Consider the following 17032-nt stretch of genomic DNA (forward strand, 5'->3'; position numbering starts at 1 on the left):
TCAGTCGGCGTCTTCCTCGAAATCGAATGAGGTCTGAGAGGTTGTTCTTGGCTTTTCAGAACGCGCGGCGTCGAATATCTCGGGCCAGCTGGTCACCAGGTTGTTGAAACTCAACGCGTCCTTGGTCCACCCGTTGCCCTCCGCGATACGGAAAAGCAGATGCGCAAGCTCCTTGACGAGGTCGGCCTCGATTGCACGGTCCTCACGGCTCAGAGCCGACCGCAGGAAGTCGCCGGCGGCCGCGATGCCATCCTGCTCAAGAATTCGGATCAGGTGATGCAGGCCTTCCCAGCTGCTGGTGTGCCGGTCGGCGACGACGTCGTACCCTGCGCCAAGGTCTGCCGGCTTGATCAACGCAACGTTCCCGGCACGGGACGTTAGAATCCCGTCTCGTTCCATGGTGTCGACACTCGTGTTCCTGGCGCGCGCAAGGTTATCGGCATCGCCGAATTTGCCTGTGCTGTAACCGTGTTGGCGGTACCATGCGATCGCGAAGCGAGATGTCGAGTCGAAGTCGCCCTCCTGCTCGTTAAGTACCTGGTCGAGGATTTCGTTGATACGCGCGAGTGCGGAGCGGACGGTCATCTTCGAACCATCGGGTTCGAGGACCCCGTCGTATCGACTGAACACAGCCATACCTGGGCCGATTGCAGCCTGGGGTAGGTCCACCGGAGCGATCATGCCCTGCTCCAGCTTGCGCAGCGCGGCAGGCAGTTCCGATTCGAGTGAAGCAATGAAGCCCCGGCGGTCAGTGGTCGCCGAACCTTCTGGGCGTGGACGGAGGGATAAGACGATGGAGGAGGCGAGAGCATTGGTCCCGACGCTGATCATTCGCCCACCTCGTTCGCTGCGGCTGGGCCACGTGGACGTAATCTCCCAGCCAGATCGGATCATGCCCTCAAGCAGGGTTTCCCAGCCTGTTGATGCTGCGCCGGAGTCGTCTGATTCGCTCTGCTTGAACGCGTACCAGACCGTGATCGGGAAGTCGTCCGGCGTGAATTCGCGCGCACGCGCGAATACTGAGCGGAAGCCGTCTTCAAAGAACTGCCGAGCACCGTTCTTGCCGTTGTGGCGGTACGGGTTTGCGACGAGTTCTTCGGCCTTCGGAACCAGCATCGTTGACAGAAGTTTTGGGTGGACTGGGCGGAGACTTCGACGCAACCAAACGTAAAAGAAGTCGGACAGATCCGAGTAGCCGATGTTGTCGTAGTAGGGCGGGTCAGTGCTTACGACGAAACCACTGTATGGGCGTGAGCTCGCGTCGGCTTGCCCCACTACGGCGCCGTTGTGCGGGACAAGCGCGTCCAACACACGGCCGATCCCGCGCAGCATGAAGGCGAAGTTTCCCGAGGCATCTGAGAATGGGTTGGCTTCCGCGAAATCCCATGTCATTGGAATTGCTTGTCGTGCGAACGTATTTCGGATGCCCTCATTCTTGGGGTCGGGCATCCAGGTGGAAACAGTCGACCCATAGTCAGCGAGACGACTTACCGCGAAACCCAGATACGTCGCGACGGCGTCTGCGTAGTCGGATGATCCGCCGTCGGTGAGCACGCGATCGCGGGCCTCGGCGACCAGGTCGCTGAATGTCGTGAGCGCGACGAGCTGACGGTTGGTGAAAAGGTCTGAGAACTTCGTCAGGCCATAAGCAGGCGGCGAGAACCACCGAGGGTTATCGGCGATTTCGCCTGACACGATGTCATCGGGGGCTTCGACGTCGGCCGCCTCAACGTGGGCGACTTCAGGCTCAAGGTATACGCGTTGTCTGTTTCCTTCGGCGACAATTGCCAGCAACGCATTGCCCATGCGCTGGGCTTTGCCCTCCGATCGGATGTAGTCGACAGATGCGAGGCTGTTGCAAGCAGGACACAGCCCGCCCTGTCGGCCGGACATGGTGCCGTCGGTTGCGGGGCCGCGCTTGTCGTGTCCGATATCGAACCGGAGCCGCTGACCAGATGGGTGTGATGAATCGGCTACGACCCGCGGGACGGCGTACGCCTCTTTGCCCTTCTTCTTGCCGAGCCACCAGCTGCGCACCAGCGGCATTTCGATCCCGCAGGCTGGGTTGGGACAAGTCACCGTGCGTGCCCAAATCCATGCAATGACAGTCGCCTTTGATCCGTCGGGCAGTGTGGCCTTCGGGTACAAGTGGCCGATGCGTTTCTCAGCCTCGTCACGCATCCAGGCCCCGTAGGTGCGAACATCAGCTGCGAGCCCCTCGGCGCCCTTCCAGTCGCGGATCTCCGATTCCGCAAGTCCCGGGAACACCGGTGACTGGTCTCGGAACTTCGGTGGAATCTCGATCAGTGCCTTGTTAATCAACACCGCAACCGGATTCAGGTCCGAGGCGTGGGCCTCAAGCCCGAGCCGTTGCGCTTCGAGCGGGATGGTGCCGCCACCGGCGAACGGGTCGAGGATCGGCGGAGGGTTGCCGTTGGTCGACTTGAGAATCTCGGCATGCGCCTGGGCGAGGAGCTTCTCGTCACGGATGTTCTCCCACACCACAAGTCGCTCGATCAGCGTGTGCAGCCGGTCTCGTTCCTTGCGCTGCAGCTCCTCGGTGGGGAACTCGTCCGGACGCGACGAGGGGTCATCGACGAGCTGGGCGAAGAGGACGGCCCGCGCGGCGGCGAGCGGCCGTCGCGCCCACCACAGGTGGAGGGTCGATGGGTGGCCGTGCCGAATCGACTTCTCTCGTGCGGATTCCCGGTTGATCGCCTCCAAAGGAAGCGCAACTTCGATCAGTTTGCGTTTGCGGATCGGCTCGACTGCCACGTCGCCATCGGTCATCAGAACGGATTCACTCCCTTTGCCCACATCTTCGCCCAGTCACCACGTATACCGGTGGAATCGAAATCGCCCAGATCGGTTGTCGCGAACGGATTATCGAGATACCGCACCTCGTCGTGTTGCGGCCCGCGCGGGTCGACCGTCACTAGAGCGAGTCGGTATCGCGGCACCGTGTTCTTACCGACCATCACTTCGTTGTGGGTAACGAAGAAGTCCTTGGCCCCGTCGATGCGCGCCTTGACTTCGATGCGGTAGGTGTCGCCGTTGGGCGCGTGAGACAGGATGTCAAACCCCTTGTTAGTGAAGGCCTGTTCCACCGGTGTGCGACCAAGTTCGCGCTCGCGTGCGAGCACCAGGTCCACGCCGCGGCGTTCGACGTCCTTGGTTTCCTTCGCGTGGATCGGCGCCGTCGGCGGCAGGTCGGCTTCGAGCATTCCGATCGGCAGGACGAGCGCTGCGGTGAGGATGCGCGGCGGCTTGGTCGACATCAGCGCCTGCTGGTCGAGTGTCTCCAACCGTCTGCGCAGCCGGGCGTCGAGGTCGACGGCCTTGCGGTTGAGGCTTTCCGCGGACTCCTTGGGCTTGTCGCCGGCCTGCTCCTTCTCGGCGGCGACCGCAGCGTCCAACAGCAGTCGATCGCGTTCGTGCTCAAGGCGTTTGGTCACCAGCTCGCGGGTCTTGGCCAGTTCGGCGGCGCGTCGCGGCTGTACCTCGGCAAGGTATTCCGGCAGTTGGTTGGCGATGATCCAACTGATCGCCCGGTCCTCTGCCTCGGCCAGCCACGGCAACTGGCGGGCCGCTGCGACCGCAGGCACATCGGGGGCCGCCACACAGTCAAGGTAGGGTGCAGGCCCCGCGGAGGTCACGGTGCCGAAGCTGTCGACGTAGGCATATCCGAATCGGCGCGACACCGTGGCGCCGGTCGCGTCGGCAACCTCCTCCACCACGCCGACCAAAAGGTGTGGTTCCTCCAGCGTGGAAGACACCAACACGGTGCCGCTGTTCAGGGCGCCGCCGTGGCGGCGGATGGCCTCGTCGATCACCGCATCGTGCAACGGGTGCCCCGGCGCCAACAGGTCGGCACGCACCAACTCGTCGGAGTGGACCTGGCTGAGGTCGAAGGTGACGCGGTCGTACTTGGTGGCGATCGGCCCGACGTTGCCCGCCCGGATCGGCGCCGGGACGTTGGCGATTTCGTAGCGGCCCTGCTCGCGTTTGGCGATCCGCCCGCCCAGCCGGGTGAACGCCGCCTTGAACGCCAACTCGATGTAGTGCGGCTGCAGGCGCCGGGCTCGCGCCTCGTCCATCGCCGCGCGTAGCTTCGCCAGGTCGGCCTCGGCGAGATGCTCTGCGGCGAGGGAGCGTTCCTCGAGCAGCTGCGTCAAACCTTCGGACACCTGGCCGTCGATGATCTCGTGCATCTTGGCTTTCACTTCGGGCTGATCACCGTAGCGGATGGCCTCCAGCAGCAGGTCCCGCAGTGAGGTTTCGGTGAACGCTTCGCCGAGCACGTCGAACACCTTGCCGCCGTATGCTTTTCGCTGTTCTTCGACCTTGATCAGCAGCCGGACGAACACGTCGCCTTCGCGGGTGTTGCTGGCCACCAGGTTCCACAACCGGCAGACCTCTTCTTGGCCGATGCGGTGGATGCGTCCGAACCGTTGCTCGATCCGGTTAGGGTTCCACGGCAGGTCGTAGTTGACCATCAGGTGAGCGGCCTGCAGGTTCAGACCCTCGCCGGCGGCATCGGTGGCCAGCAGGATCTGACAGCCGCGGTTCTTGGTGAATTCCTCGGTGATCACGCGACGTTCGAGCCGGCGCACTCCGCCGTGGATAGCCTGCACCGCATCCGGCTTGCCCAGCAGCGAGCGGATCCGAGCGGTCAGGTAGTCCAGGGTGTCGCGGTGCTCGGTGAAGATGATGAACTTCCGCGGTACCCCATCCTTGTTGGTGGTCAGCGCGTTGTCCTGCAGGATCGTGCTCAGCTCGGTCCACTTGCGGTCGGTGCCCGCGTCGCGGACCTGCTTGGCGACTTTCGTCAGCTCCGCGAGTTCCAGCAGCTCGGCGTCGAGTTCCTCGACGGTCTGTGCGGCGGTGGCGGCGTCGAGCAGTTCTTCCTCGATGTCCTCGATTTCCTCGGCGTTGTACTCGTCGGCGTCTAGGGCGCCGACGTCGATGCTGGGCTCCTTCTCGACGTAGGTGCCGTTGAGGATCTCCTGCTTCTTGCGCTCCAGGCGTTCGGTGCGGCGGACCAGGCTGCGGTAGATGGCCTCCGGGCTGGACGCCAGTCGGCGTTGCAGCACGGTCAGGGCGAAGCCGACCGTGTTCTTGCGCTTGCCGCCGATCTTGTCGGCGCGGTTCATGCCTTCGCGCACGTACGCGGTGACCTGTTCGTAGAGGTCGTACTCCAGCGCGGTCAGCTCGTAAGGGACGGTCTCGGCGATGCGCTCGGGGAAAAGCTTCTTGCCCTCGAACGTGAGCAGTTCTTCCTTGACCATGCGGCGCATGATGCCGCTGGTGTCGGCGGTCTTCTTGTGCTTGCCCTCGAACCGGTCGCGGTCCAGCAGGGTCAGGAACAACTGGAAGTCCTCCCCCTTGCCGGAGTGCGGGGTGGCCGTCATCAACAGCAGGTGGCGCGCGATGGAGCCCAGCAGTTCGCCGAGCAGGAAGCGCTTGGTCTTCTCCAGCTTGGCGCCGAAGTAGTGCGCCCCCATGCGGTGGGCCTCGTCGACGATCACCAAATCCCACTCGGTGTCCTTGAGCTGGGCTTGCAGCTCCTCGTTGCGGGACAGCTGATCCATGCGGGCGATCAGCAGCGGGTTGGTCTCGAACACGTTGAGGTTCACGTTGGCGTCGATGAGCTGATTGGTGAGCAGGTCAAACCGCAGCCCGAACTTGAAGAACAGTTCGTCCTGCCACTGCTCGACCAGTCCGCCCGGCGCGACGATGAGGCACTGCTTGACGTCGTCGCGAAGGATCAGCTCCTTGATGTAGAGGCCAGCCATGATCGTCTTGCCGGCGCCGGGGTCATCGGCGAGCAGGAAGCGCAGCGGTGTGCGTGGGAGAAGCTCGCCGTAGACCGCGCGTATCTGATGGGGCAACGGGCGGACGTCGCTGGTGGCCACGGCCAGCATTGGATCGAACAGACCGGCCAGCTGGATGCGCTGCGCTTCGGCGACGAGCTTGAAGTCAGCTGCCGGGGCGTCGAAGGCTCGGGAGCCTGACTGGGCGACGCCGAGCTTCGCTTCGTCCGTGCGGAAGAGAACCTGTTGTCCGAGCGCGCCTGCGGCCGTCTTGTAGGTGAGCTCAAGCGCGTCCGTGCCATGCCACTGTGCAGCGACGACGGTGACCACTGCGGCGGGGATCAACCCATCGATACGCAAACCTGGCTTGAGCTCCTCAAGCAGCACGTTGGCCTCCCATCTCGACAGCCAAACAACGTTAATCGAGGGGACCGACAGGGACATGTCGTTGACCGGATTGAGGGTTTGGCGCTTGTTTGATACGTCCCGAGTTCTGCCTATGGGAGCGTGTCCATCTCCACGATGCCGCCGAAGCCGAGTTCGTCGAGCGCGCGGATCACTTCGCTCGACGGGACGCCGCGATAGAAGGGTGCGGCGTTCGGTCCGGTGCCGGTCGATGGCGCTTCCGCAGAGTCCTCGACCACGAGGCCGATCACACGGCCATCCTGCGCAACGATCGGACCGCCGCTGTTGCCTGGCCGCGCGATGGCCGAGTAAAGGAAGATCTTCTGGCGGTCGGGGATAGTCGTCGCGGCGGGGTTGACCACCTCGCCGCGCTGCACCGTGATTGCCATCTCCGCAGTCATCGGCACGCGCGGGTAACCGAACACGTAGACCTCGTCGGCCCAGTCGGGATCACGGAACGCCAGGCCGCCAAGCCGCGGGATGTACTTGCCTTCGGGCATCTCGAATTTGATCACTGCGACGTCGAGCGTGGGGTGTGGATGAGCGGTGGCCGAGAAGTTCACCAGCTCGGCTTCATCGTGGTTGCGTGCCGGGTAGACGGACAGACCTGAGCTGGCGCCCGCGAGTCCGGTCACGACATGTTTGTTGGTGATGACGTGATTGTGGTCGACGACGAGCCCGGTACCCCAGCTGTCGACCGGGTTACCGTCGTTGTCGTGACCGGCGAGTTGAACAGTCACGGCGTTGTAGCTCGGGATGATGAGCTCGGCACCGAAGACGTCGGACAGCCATAGGTTGCCGTCGCGTTGTCCTCTCGATATCGCGCCCTGCGAGATGTACTGCTGGCCCATGATTGGCAATCGTGGGTTCCAGCCGAGTGGCAGCAGAAGCCCGGCGCGTTCCATCGAGCTGAGGATGCGGTGGAGTGTGACAGCCTCGCCTGCGCCGGGTAGGCCGAGGGTGTGCAGGTACTTGGAGAAGTCGGCGACCGACCACGGTTCGAACGGCACGGTCCTGGGCGGGCCGCTATCCGGGTCGGCTGGTGGTGGTTCGGGTTTGCCGATCGCCGCCGCAACTTCTGGGTTGTGGACCAGCCCGAAAAATTGGTGGGCGCACATCGCCACGTTCACACGCCACGCAGGAGTCCCGGGCCTCAGATCGGCCGCCGTGGGCTGCCGCGGCGATGTGCTCGCTAGCGCGTCGGTGTCAACATCCACCATGGTCATAGACGCTATCTGTGGCGGGTCAGAATATGGTGGCTCGACATGCTCAGCGCGTGCTTGCTCGACGAACGAGGCGTGCCGCGCGCCCGTTCTGTCCCCAATTACCTGACATTGGAACAATCGTCAAACAAGTGAACTCGGGAACCTGCGTAATCGCTTGTTTGACTATTAGTGGCTGGTAGCGTAAAAGGGTGAATTCAACATCGCTGCCCTCGCGATTAGCCGATGCCGGTGTTTCTGTTGTGGCCGGTGACGCCCACAACATCACCTATCGTGTCGGCGGGCATGCAGTCACGGCGGAACTTCTTGTCGCCGAGAGGGTATCGTCCGCGGCGAAGGTGCTCGACCATCTGCGACGTCGCCCCGGCCAGCGGGTCCTGGTCGTCTGCGAAACCATCACGGACGAAGCTCGGTCCGCGCTCCTCCGCGACGGCGCGGTCGACCTGAGCGTCACCGATACCGGTGAGCTGGTGCTCTCCGGCGCGGTCTACCAGGCACCTACACCGGCGCATCCACGTCGCGCGGTCAACCAGCGCCGACGACGCCGGCGCGCAGCGGAGCGGGTCTGCGTCTTGACCCGCGAACACATGCGCCAGAGCGACATCGCTGCGGCTGTTGGGGTGAGTCAGCAGGCGGTGTCGCTGATGGCGGAGAAAGCTCCGCTGCCCGACACACCCATGACCGAGGCCGCACGGCGCGAGTGCCTTGCCGCGCTGTCATCAGTCCCCGCGGACGACGGCCTCGTCGAGACCTACTGGTACGGCATGGAGTCGGCGGTGGAGCAGGTTCGAAGCGCGATCGGACTCGGCAACGAGCTCACCGTCCCAGTCCTCGCAGGCGGCGAAGTGGCCGCGGACGCCCTGCGGCCATGGCGGGTACCGACCCAGGGATTGGTCTACGCCCAAGAGTTGATCGACCTATCGGTCGTCGACCTGGTGGAGGCCACCGCTGACGAGGCGACGCTGACGATACGGGTGCCGGCTGATCCGACAGTGTGGACGACTGCGACGTGGTGGCGCCGGGTGTCGGAAGGTGAGGCTGTCGGCGTCCCTACTGTGGACCCGGTGGTGGTACTCGAAGACCTGACTGCCGGTGCTGACCTTGGCGACGGCGCGCCGGAGCGACTCACCGACTGGATCGCGGTCCGGTGACGGGGACTGTACCGGTCGTCCTAGCTTGCACCGCGGCGGCCGATGACCACGGGATGCGTGCCCTCCGTGACGTGGCCACCGCCGCCGGCGACTCCGAGTACCGGATCATCGGGGGTCACATGGTGCGATTGCTGCGGTACGCGTACCGCCTGCCGGGCATGCCAAGGTTGACCTCGGACGCCGACACGGGGATCGACGTCAACGTCGCCGCCGAGGGCGGCTTCCACGACCAGCTCACCGGTCTCGGGTACAAACCTGAGTACGGTAACCGGTACGTCCTTGGGGATCAGGCGGTCGACCTCCTAGTCCCCACCCAGGTGAGGCCTGGCAAACGGATCATTGGTGAGCGGGCCTTCGACGGGGCGCCGGGGTTGCGGCTGGCTCTGGCAGTGACCCCGATCCAGGTAGCGGTCACTGCGCGGCTCACCGATGGCGACACGATAACGTTCGAGATCCCCGTCCCCGATGTCGAAGCCGCGTTCGTGTTGAAGATGCTGGCCCGAACCGTCCGAGCCTCGGCGCGAGACCTCCAAGACATCGAAACGCTGCTGGACATCGTGGCCACAGAGCCGGACTATTTCGCATCACCGTGGCGAATGAACGACCCGAGGGTCACGAGTGGTGGCGAGCGCGGGGATGCGGCACGCGAGGCGGCGCGGATGCTTTCCGGTCCGCCGACGATGGTGCCTGCCCGGGTCCGTGCGCTGCTCCGGCGTCACGTTGCTCTTCCTTCCGGTTAATCGCTACGTCCTTGGGGCGACTGCGCCAAGAGATGCGCGTTGGTGATGCCAAGGCGCTTCATTGACACTGGGTCAGTTTCAGGGCGACGCCGACATGCGACTGCTCTATCTGAGCAGCAGATATTCAGTAGTCTTGCCTGATGAGCGACCGTTGGCTATCAATGGGCAGCGGCTAGCGGGGTCTCGGTGGATGCGAACAGTCCTCCGAGCGAGTGCGCTTTTTGCGCTATCGTTGCCGGTCGCGCCTTCGCCCGCGAGGTCTTGCGAACTGACACAGTCTTGGCGTTTCTTCCGGATGTGCCAGCTGTGCTCGGCCACACCCTGGTTGTTCCAACGACTCACCTACCCGATATCTGGGCCGTTGGCCAACGCGAGGCGTGTGACCTGGCGGATGCCACCCGCCGAGTTGCGGTAGCTGTTGCTGAAGCAACCAACGCCGAAGGCATGAACATAATTCAGTCCAACGGGGTGGCGGCGGGCCAATCAGTCTTCCATCTGCACATTCACGTAGTTCCTCGGAAGAGCGGCGATCGTATGCCGGACCTCTGGCCGGATGATGCGGAATGGTCAGTCGCGCAACTGGATTCAATTGTTGAGGAACTCCGTGCGACTCTCAATCATCACGGTTGAGTTCCAAATCCTCGGCTCAGGTTAGGTAGTCGACTCGACAGTGCCTTGTGATGACCCGCTAGGGGGTCGAGGTACGCGCAGTTGGTGCGATCGGCGACGACGGTTGGCTTGATTGAACGGCACTACTGGAGGGTGGTTGCTCGTCGGAGCTGTTCTGGTTCCCGTCCGGCTGCGGCTGATTGTCTTGGTGCGCCGGCACGGCAGCAGCGACAGCCAGGGTTATCGCCACGACTAGAGTTAGGACGATGATCGCAAGGTAGAAGATCCTGAGACTTACCGAGAAGCCGACGCTCCACGGCTGGTTTTCGGCATACGGCTTGGGATCGATTTTGAAGTCGCGTAATCGTTTTGCTGCGATGTCGGCGTACATGTCGCGGAACGCACGCTCCTGGCGCAGGTAGTAAGTGTCGAGTAACCAGAATGCTGTCACCGGCACTATGGCGGCGAGTGCAAGTCCTGCATGCTTCTGTGTGATTGCGAACCCAAGGAGCGCTGAGGACAACGTCAGCGCCCAGCCCTTCATAAGGAACGAGTTGTTCGCCAGCCTGGTGATGACGGCTTGGACGTAGTCCATGTGCTTGTGGTGATCGCTGCGGTCGAGGCCGTCGGACCCGCTGTCGTTTTCGTTCGTCACGAATGCACCAGGTTTTCATAGCGGCCGGCCGCTTGGCCAAATGAGCGCAGCGACTCAGCTTGCTTGCGCGAAGGTTGTACCGCATAGGGCTCCAATTTGCCGTCTGCGCGGACCCGCTCGATTTGTTTGTAGAGGCCGAGGTATTCCTCGCCTATGAATTCGTTGCTGCTGGAGCTATCGAGGGGCATGATCGCGACTCGCTCGCTCCCCTTGAGGCCGTCGAAATATCCGAGCTCCCAGGGCATCCAGCGTGATGCTTTAGCGGCACGTGACGTCGCGTAGAGCAGGCTGCGTGAGTGCAGCATCTGCTCACGCAGACGGGCTGCCGTGGCACGAGACACTGCCGAGCGGTCCATCTCAGGGTCGTCGATCCAGTCGACGTACACGCGCAGGTTCCGCGAGGTGAGCCAGTCTCGTATGCCAAGTATCACTCGCGCATCGCGGACGCTGTGACTCAGGAAAATGTCGAATTCTCCTGTCGCCGACTTGGACGCGGTGCGTAGGGAATCCGCAGCTGCACTCGCGGTCACGCTGCCGGCCATACTGCGGAAATCGTCTTCCGTGTAGAGGCTCATGGCCGTTTAGCTCCCCGGTCAGACCATGTGGCGAGGTTTAGACGCAGTGCGGCGTAGGTTGCCTGAGAGTCGGCACGGGTTGGATCGAATACAGGAATACCTGCGTAACGGAGGCCAGCGGCATCGAAGGGATCGGGGCCTGGCTGATCCACTTTGCCCATCGATGACAGCCCATGAATTCGAACGCCCAGCAGGGGTTTACCGTCGTTCCACGCCTTCTGGATCTCGTACTTGACCCATGGCCTGCCGGCAGTTTGCTGCCCGATCAGAATGATGACCGCTCGTTTGTAGCGCATCTGTTCATCGATCCAGTTCTTGATGGCGTGGTCGCCGCGGTCGCGGACCTTCTCCCAGTCCTGCGAGTTCAGGAGCGGCTGCCCTTCGAGGGCATCGATGTTGCGGACCAGCTGCACGCGATGGACGTCACGCTCGTAGTGGAAACTGTAGAAGACCGTCTTCGCCATTGAGGACCTCCAGTGAATGCAAAGCAACGGATCATTGCGGAACTGACCATAACGATGGCGTCTGACATTCCCGATGAGGACGCACTCGCGTGCTACGACCGCCTGCCCGTGGCGACCTCTTCCGTTGTTAAGGAAACTTGGGCCGTGTTCATGTGACTGCTTTGGCGAGTTGGGCAGCGAACTGGGGTCCGTCGTTGACCAGCGCGTAACCGCCGGCCAACCCGCCTTGTTTACAGAGCATTCGTCGTCGTCGCAGACGCCGGTGCTCCACAACACCGGTGGTGCCGTCGACGCGGGCGACGAGGCGGACCGCTGTACGCGGGACAACGGCAGTGGGGAAGCGGCTACCCGCGTCGCCGTACACGGCTTGGCTGCGTGACCAGCGACGCACGGTTCGGCGAGCCGCGAGGTATGCATCCCGAGCGACTTCCACCACGGCGATGGCCTTCTTGAGTCCGTACACGCCCCAGAACCGGCCAGGGCCGCGTCCAGGCTGCCGCCAGAGCTCGGGCACGGTGTGCTGATATTCCTTGTCGCCGTGCAGATTTGGTGATGAGTGCTTGGTGAAGTAGATAGCCAGGCGTTTGGGGTCGCACGCTTTCAGGCCGTTGCGAACGTCGATGGCGGTGCCGGCGAGCCGGTGCCGTGACTTCTGCTCCGGGTCGGGGTGATCGACGACCTGCGCCCAAGCCTCCGATAACCATTGAGCGAACCTGCGGCCCGACCGGCCCGGCGACGTAGGTGGTGCCATCCAGAGGTGGACGTGCGGTGCTCCACGGCGCTGGAACTCCAATTTCCAGATGTAGCGGGCCGGTTCTCCGTACTCGCGTTGAAATCGTTTGCGCCACAACACCATATGCCGCTTCACACTGGCCCCGTCCGGCGCGACGACCTCCCACTCACTGGGGTAGGTGAGAGTGATCATCTCCGGGACACGGCCCGACTCCACGAGCGGGCTGTAGTCGAGTTCGGCGAAGGTGCGGCACATCGACGACCGTGATTTGCGGGACCACTCGGTGATGACACCACCAGCACTCCGCTGCTCGTTTTCCGTAGATCTCCGTCGTGTCGAAGACACGACGGACTGATCACCGTCCCCGGCTGTGGAGGCGAGGTCATATCTGACGTGCAGCTTCGCGTCGTCAACGTCATGTTGGTGATGACCGACGGCCCGTTCTGCTGTTTTCTCAGCCCGGACAGGATTGGTCCATCCGAGCCGTACGACGCCAGGACCGACCGTGATGCGAAACCGTCCCGATTCAGGTTCGGTGCCTCGACGACCAGAACCACAAGCCCACGGTGCCACCGGCTCGAACAATGCCGCAGCCGCGGAGACCATCTCGGGGCTCGGGAACCGCAGCCCCAATGCGTCGATCGCCCGCAGATCGCCGGTCGCGGTCCCGTCGGCGAGCGTGGCGCGGACATTTTCGGCACATATAACAAGCCCGCCGGCCGCGGCCGGGTTGAGGCCGGTGCTTCGGTTGACGTCCGGCCGACCACTGTCGCTCTCGCGCCCTGCGGCCGGGGCGGCCTCGGGCGCTCGCGACCTCCCGTCAACCGAGACGCCCGCAGAACTGGGACCGCATGGCGGGTGAGATGTGTCGGATGCCGAGCCGTGCAGCGATCGTGTCGAGTCGGCGGATGATGATTCGATGCTGGGCATCGGGGTGCCTGCTCCCCGGAGGCCCCGACGCCGCCCACAACGCAAGCGGCAGTGCCGAAGCTCCTGGTCAGGAGTGCAAGCACCGTGTCCGGTTTATGTCCGTTCGCCGGACAGACTGAATACGTCAGCGCAGCTCAATGCGGCGCATACGACGCATAGACTCAGATAAACCGCAGGTCAGTGGCTATCTCGTCCGCCTGAAAAGCGGAAGGTCGCCGGTTCGATCCCGGCCCTGGCCACCACATCCAGCTCCGTCAGCGATCGGAGACGATCCCCGCTCTGGCCACCCGCACTTGATCCCCGAACCTGTCCTCAGCGCTTCCGCGGTTGAGCCTTGTCTTCTTCGGTACCACCCCGTACCGTATCCGGTACCTCTGCGTACCACACAAGGCGGCTCATGGGCGAAATGAACCTGCCTCCCGTCTACCTTGTGGTGTAGCACACCGACCACGCGGCCTCGAAGGAGCGAGCATGACCAAGCAGCGCAGAACGATCAGCGGCCGCACCGCGGTCGTCACCGGTGCCGCCTCGGGCATCGGTCGCGCACTGGCGCGACGACTTTCGGCGTACGGCTGCCCGGTGGCCGTCGCCGACGTGAATGAGCAGGGGCTCAAGGAGACTGAGGCGTCGCTGCGCGGTCCCGCTCTGCTACGGGTGCTCGACGTGAGCGACGCGGATGCGCAACGTGAGTTCGCCGCCGAGGTCCGCGAGTGGGCGCCGCGGCCGCTCGGGGCGGTGTTCAACAACGCCGGCGTCGCACTCGGGTCCACGGTGCTCGACGCCGTCGTCGAAGACGACGACTGGCTGTGGAACATCAACTTCCACGGTGTGGTCAACGGCACCAGGGCGTTCCTGCCGATCCTCGTCGACCAGGACGAGGGTGTGATCGTCAACACCTCCAGCGTCTTCGGCCTTGTCGGCATGCCCGGTCAAAGCGCCTACTGCGCAGCGAAATTCGCGGTTCGCGGGTTCACCGACTCGCTGCGGCAGGAGTTGCGCGGCACCGGTGTGTCCGCCGTCAACGTGCACCCCGGTGGAGTGAACACCAACATCGTGCGGAACGGCCGGTTCCACGAGGAACCGGGCGGGCCGACGAAGGAGCAGATGATCAAGGACTTCGCCGCGATCACCAGGACGCAACCCGACAAAGCGGCGGCCATCATTCACCGCGGCGTGGAGGCCGGCAAGGCTCGGATTCTCGTCGGGCCGGATGCCTACCTGTTCGACGCCCTCGCCCGGATCGCACCGACCCGCTATTACGACGTGCTGGACCGCCTCGAGTCGACGCTGCGAAAGCGAGCGAGCCGTTAGGCGGTTCGGATCGCGAGCTCTAACAGGCCTGGGTCGTGCGCGCACAGCAGCAACAGGTCTGGCTCGTGGCGACGGTAGAGCTCGGTGAGGCGGGCATGGTTGTCGGCCACCCGTTTGCGGTCGTAAGCCGCGAACTTCTCGAAAGCGCCGAGCAGTCCAGGGATTCGACCGCCACCGCCGATGGCGCTCGGATGGTAGAAGGCGTCCCCGCAGTGCAGTAGCCAACGGCTGCCCGCGTCGACGGCGACGCAGGCGTGGCCGCGGGTGTGGCCGGGCAGCGAGACAAGCGCGATCCCCGGCGAGACCTCCGTGAGTTCCTTGGCTGCGGCGAACCCGCGCCACGTCTCACCATCGGGATTGTGTTCGACGATCTTGGGGTCGTGCGCCCACTGGGCCGGCCGGAACCGGAACCTCTCGGCGCGAGTGGGTGCTCGCATGGCACCGAGCGCTTCGGCTGCCGTGCAATGAATCTCGGCGTCGGGAAAGTCCGAGATGCCGCCGATGTGGTCCACGTCGAAGTGCGTGACAATGATGTGTCGGACATCCTCGCGGCGAAAGCCCAGTCGCTGGACCTGTTTGACGGCGGTCTCGTCGCGGTCGAAGGTCGGCCGGGTGATCCGGCGCATCGGGCCGATGCGCAGTGCCGGATCATCGCAGTCGCCCAAGCCGTATCCGCTGTCGACGAGCACCAAACCGTTGCCGGTTTCTACCAGCAGGACATGACATACCAGCGACGGCACCGCCAACGGATGCATCGACCCGCAGTTGAGATGGTGGACCTTCACGCCCCGCCTCCGGCGAGCAGTTCCGTGCGGCCGATCTGCGTCAGCAGGCTCGCGGAGTCGAAGTAGATCCGCTCGTTGACGATGCGGTCCCCGTCGAAGAAGAACACCGCCGCCACCGGCACCCGGAACGCCCGACCTGTCGGGGGCAACCCGTAGAACTCACCGAGATTGGTTCCCAGCAGGTCGAATTCGACGATCACCGCATCGTCGGCGACGTGGTATCGGACGCTGTCGTGGCGTTGGTCCGGGAAGGCGGTGCGCGTGGTCCGGTAGTAGGCCATCACCTCGTCGGCACCGTCGAAGACCTGACCGGTGGCCATGATCTCGTAGTGCGGATGGCCGTTAAACGTGGCCAGGGTGGCGTCAAAGTCCTTGGTGACCTCCGTCTCCATGTGCACACGGATCACGTCGAGTCGGCGTTGCCGCAGCGCGTCGGTGACCATGCACGCACTGTACGGCTGCGGGCGCCGTCAGGCGGTCGACTTCACCTCTGCCGCCGACTGCTGATGGCGGTGCTGGCGCTCGATCGTGGCCAAGTAGAACGCCCACGCGAACGCAGAACTAGCGAACAAAATGAAGCCCAAATACAGCCAGGCGTGCTTGATGCCGCGCCGGTGGCCGTCGACGAGCAACCACGCCGGGAAGAGCAGCAGGCTCATGATCGTGTAGTCCTGGCTCGCGGAACTGGCCGCGGGATTGTCGTAGCCGAGCGCGATGAACTCCGACCAGCTGCCCGGACCCCAGATGAAGTTGTGCAGCCCACCGGGCGGCGCGTACTCGGCCACGAACTGGTTGTTGAAGTAGTAGCCCAGGATCACCGAAGCGACGCCGGCGACGTAGTAGAACAACTCGAGCTTGGTGACCCGCGGGCCCGAGGTGTAGCGCGCGAAGATCGCCGGGTTCGCCTTGACGATGACGGCCAGCGTGGCGAATCCGAGGACGAGGTGGACGATCAGCGAGACCATGTCCGGAGTTTCTCATCACCCCGCCCGGTTTTGTCAATATTGACAAAACATCTCTGGGGTACTTTCGTGCACATGCCCCGGCCTGCCCAGACCGCACGCAGCGAGCGCACCCGCGAGGCGCTGCGGAGGGCGGCGGTGGTGCGGTTCCTGGCCCAGGGCGTCGAGGAGACGTCGGCCGAGCAGATCGCGGCCGACGCCGGCGTTTCGTTGCGAACTTTTTACCGGCACTTCGCGTCCAAGCACGACCTGCTCTTCGCCGACTATGCCGGGTTGGAATGGTTCCGCGCGGCGCTGGCGGCGCGCGACCGGCAGGAGACGATCGTCGAGTCGGTGCACAACGCGATCATGGCGCGGCCGTACGACGACTGGGCCGTCGCGCAGACCGCCGCGTTGCGCGCGCAGGAACTCGAACCCGGCCGGGTGGTGCGGCACATGCGCCAGGTCGAGGCCGACTTCGCCGAGGCGATCGAAGAGCACCTGACCGAAGGCGGCCCAGCGGTGGCCTCCATCGACGAGCGGATGCGGATCGCTGTCACGGCACGGTGTATCGCGGCCGCGGTCTTCGGCGCGATGGAGGTGTGGATGCTCGGGGATGAGCGTTCCTTGCCGGAGTTGTCCCGGCTGACCGGGGAGACTCTGAGCGCCCTCGCCGAGGGCATCCGCGGATAGTTTT

At 64.0% G+C, this 17032-nt stretch carries 15 protein-coding genes and 1 tRNA gene; 6 read left to right on the forward strand and 10 right to left on the reverse strand.

Annotated elements, in window-relative coordinates; all coding sequences use genetic code 11:
* The 3 genes from QGN32_RS15180 to QGN32_RS15190 all read right to left on the reverse strand — a co-directional run bounded on the left by QGN32_RS15180 (window position 1) and on the right by QGN32_RS15190 (window position 7336).
* Entirely contained in the window at window positions 1-2790 is a 2790-nt protein-coding gene (locus QGN32_RS15180; RefSeq protein WP_326545190.1) for a DUF1156 domain-containing protein, read from the reverse strand.
* Entirely contained in the window at window positions 2790-6200 is a 3411-nt protein-coding gene (locus QGN32_RS15185) for a DUF8742 domain-containing protein (RefSeq protein WP_326545191.1), read from the reverse strand. The genes QGN32_RS15180 and QGN32_RS15185 overlap by 1 nt, the downstream gene beginning before the upstream one ends.
* A gap of 110 nt (window positions 6201-6310) precedes the next feature.
* A complete protein-coding gene (locus QGN32_RS15190; protein ID WP_326549085.1) occupies window positions 6311-7336 on the reverse strand; it encodes a S1 family peptidase in 1026 nt (341 codons plus the stop codon).
* Window positions 7337-7632: 296 nt separating this feature from the next.
* On the opposite strand from QGN32_RS15190, the gene QGN32_RS15195 reads away from it, so the two are divergent.
* The 3 genes from QGN32_RS15195 (at window position 7633) to QGN32_RS15205 (ending at window position 9962) form a co-directional block, all read left to right on the forward strand.
* Window positions 7633-8592: a hypothetical protein gene (locus tag QGN32_RS15195; RefSeq protein ID WP_326545192.1), complete on the forward strand. Its 960-nt coding sequence runs from the start codon at window positions 7633-7635 to the stop codon at window positions 8590-8592.
* On the forward strand, window positions 8589-9332 hold the full coding sequence (locus tag QGN32_RS15200; protein ID WP_326545193.1) for a hypothetical protein: 744 nt from the start codon (window positions 8589-8591) through the stop codon (window positions 9330-9332). Before QGN32_RS15195 ends, QGN32_RS15200 begins: the two co-directional genes overlap by 4 nt.
* 186 nt (window positions 9333-9518) lie before the next feature.
* Window positions 9519-9962: an HIT family protein gene (locus QGN32_RS15205; RefSeq protein WP_326545194.1), complete on the forward strand. Its 444-nt coding sequence runs from the start codon at window positions 9519-9521 to the stop codon at window positions 9960-9962.
* Window positions 9963-10020: 58 nt separating this feature from the next.
* On the opposite strand, the gene QGN32_RS15210 is transcribed toward QGN32_RS15205, so the two are convergent.
* The 4 genes from QGN32_RS15210 to QGN32_RS24300 form a co-directional block, all read right to left on the reverse strand.
* Window positions 10021-10596 carry a hypothetical protein gene (locus tag QGN32_RS15210; RefSeq protein ID WP_326545195.1) on the reverse strand — a complete coding sequence of 192 codons (576 nt, stop codon included), beginning with the start codon at window positions 10594-10596 and terminating at the stop codon, window positions 10021-10023.
* Window positions 10593-11171 carry a toll/interleukin-1 receptor domain-containing protein gene (locus tag QGN32_RS15215; protein WP_326545196.1) on the reverse strand — a complete coding sequence of 193 codons (579 nt, stop codon included), beginning with the start codon at window positions 11169-11171 and terminating at the stop codon, window positions 10593-10595. Before QGN32_RS15215 ends, QGN32_RS15210 begins: the two co-directional genes overlap by 4 nt.
* Window positions 11168-11635 carry a TIR domain-containing protein gene (locus QGN32_RS15220; RefSeq protein WP_326545197.1) on the reverse strand — a complete coding sequence of 156 codons (468 nt, stop codon included), beginning with the start codon at window positions 11633-11635 and terminating at the stop codon, window positions 11168-11170. Before QGN32_RS15220 ends, QGN32_RS15215 begins: the two co-directional genes overlap by 4 nt.
* A 148-nt stretch (window positions 11636-11783) precedes the next feature.
* Window positions 11784-13298 (reverse strand): rolling circle replication-associated protein, encoded by a 1515-nt coding sequence (locus QGN32_RS24300; RefSeq protein ID WP_442791709.1) that lies wholly within the window; start codon window positions 13296-13298, stop codon window positions 11784-11786.
* A 174-nt stretch (window positions 13299-13472) separates the two neighbouring features.
* Here QGN32_RS24300 and QGN32_RS15230 point away from each other — a divergent pair.
* A tRNA-Phe gene (locus QGN32_RS15230) sits at window positions 13473-13540 on the forward strand.
* Between the two features lie 229 nt (window positions 13541-13769).
* Window positions 13770-14609: an SDR family NAD(P)-dependent oxidoreductase gene (locus QGN32_RS15235; RefSeq protein WP_326545199.1), complete on the forward strand. Its 840-nt coding sequence runs from the start codon at window positions 13770-13772 to the stop codon at window positions 14607-14609.
* Here the strand turns inward: QGN32_RS15235 and QGN32_RS15240 are convergent.
* Genes QGN32_RS15240 through QGN32_RS15250 form a run of 3 tightly spaced genes read right to left on the reverse strand, consistent with a single transcriptional unit; the run spans window position 14606 to window position 16359 of the window.
* Window positions 14606-15394 (reverse strand): MBL fold metallo-hydrolase, encoded by a 789-nt coding sequence (locus QGN32_RS15240; RefSeq protein ID WP_326545200.1) that lies wholly within the window; start codon window positions 15392-15394, stop codon window positions 14606-14608. The genes QGN32_RS15235 and QGN32_RS15240 overlap by 4 nt on opposite strands.
* A complete protein-coding gene (locus QGN32_RS15245) occupies window positions 15391-15837 on the reverse strand; it encodes an ester cyclase (RefSeq protein ID WP_326545201.1) in 447 nt (148 codons plus the stop codon). Before QGN32_RS15245 ends, QGN32_RS15240 begins: the two co-directional genes overlap by 4 nt.
* Window positions 15838-15864: 27 nt before the next feature.
* On the reverse strand, window positions 15865-16359 hold the full coding sequence (locus QGN32_RS15250; RefSeq protein WP_326545202.1) for a DUF2834 domain-containing protein: 495 nt from the start codon (window positions 16357-16359) through the stop codon (window positions 15865-15867).
* A 72-nt stretch (window positions 16360-16431) separates the two neighbouring features.
* Between QGN32_RS15250 and QGN32_RS15255 the strand changes: the two genes are divergently transcribed.
* Window positions 16432-17028, forward strand: coding sequence for a TetR/AcrR family transcriptional regulator (locus tag QGN32_RS15255; RefSeq protein ID WP_326545203.1), 597 nt, complete (start codon window positions 16432-16434; stop codon window positions 17026-17028).
* Window positions 17029-17032: the final 4 nt, after the last annotated feature.

This window comes from Mycolicibacterium sp. ND9-15, from assembly GCF_035918395.1.
Classification (GTDB): domain Bacteria; phylum Actinomycetota; class Actinomycetes; order Mycobacteriales; family Mycobacteriaceae; genus Mycobacterium.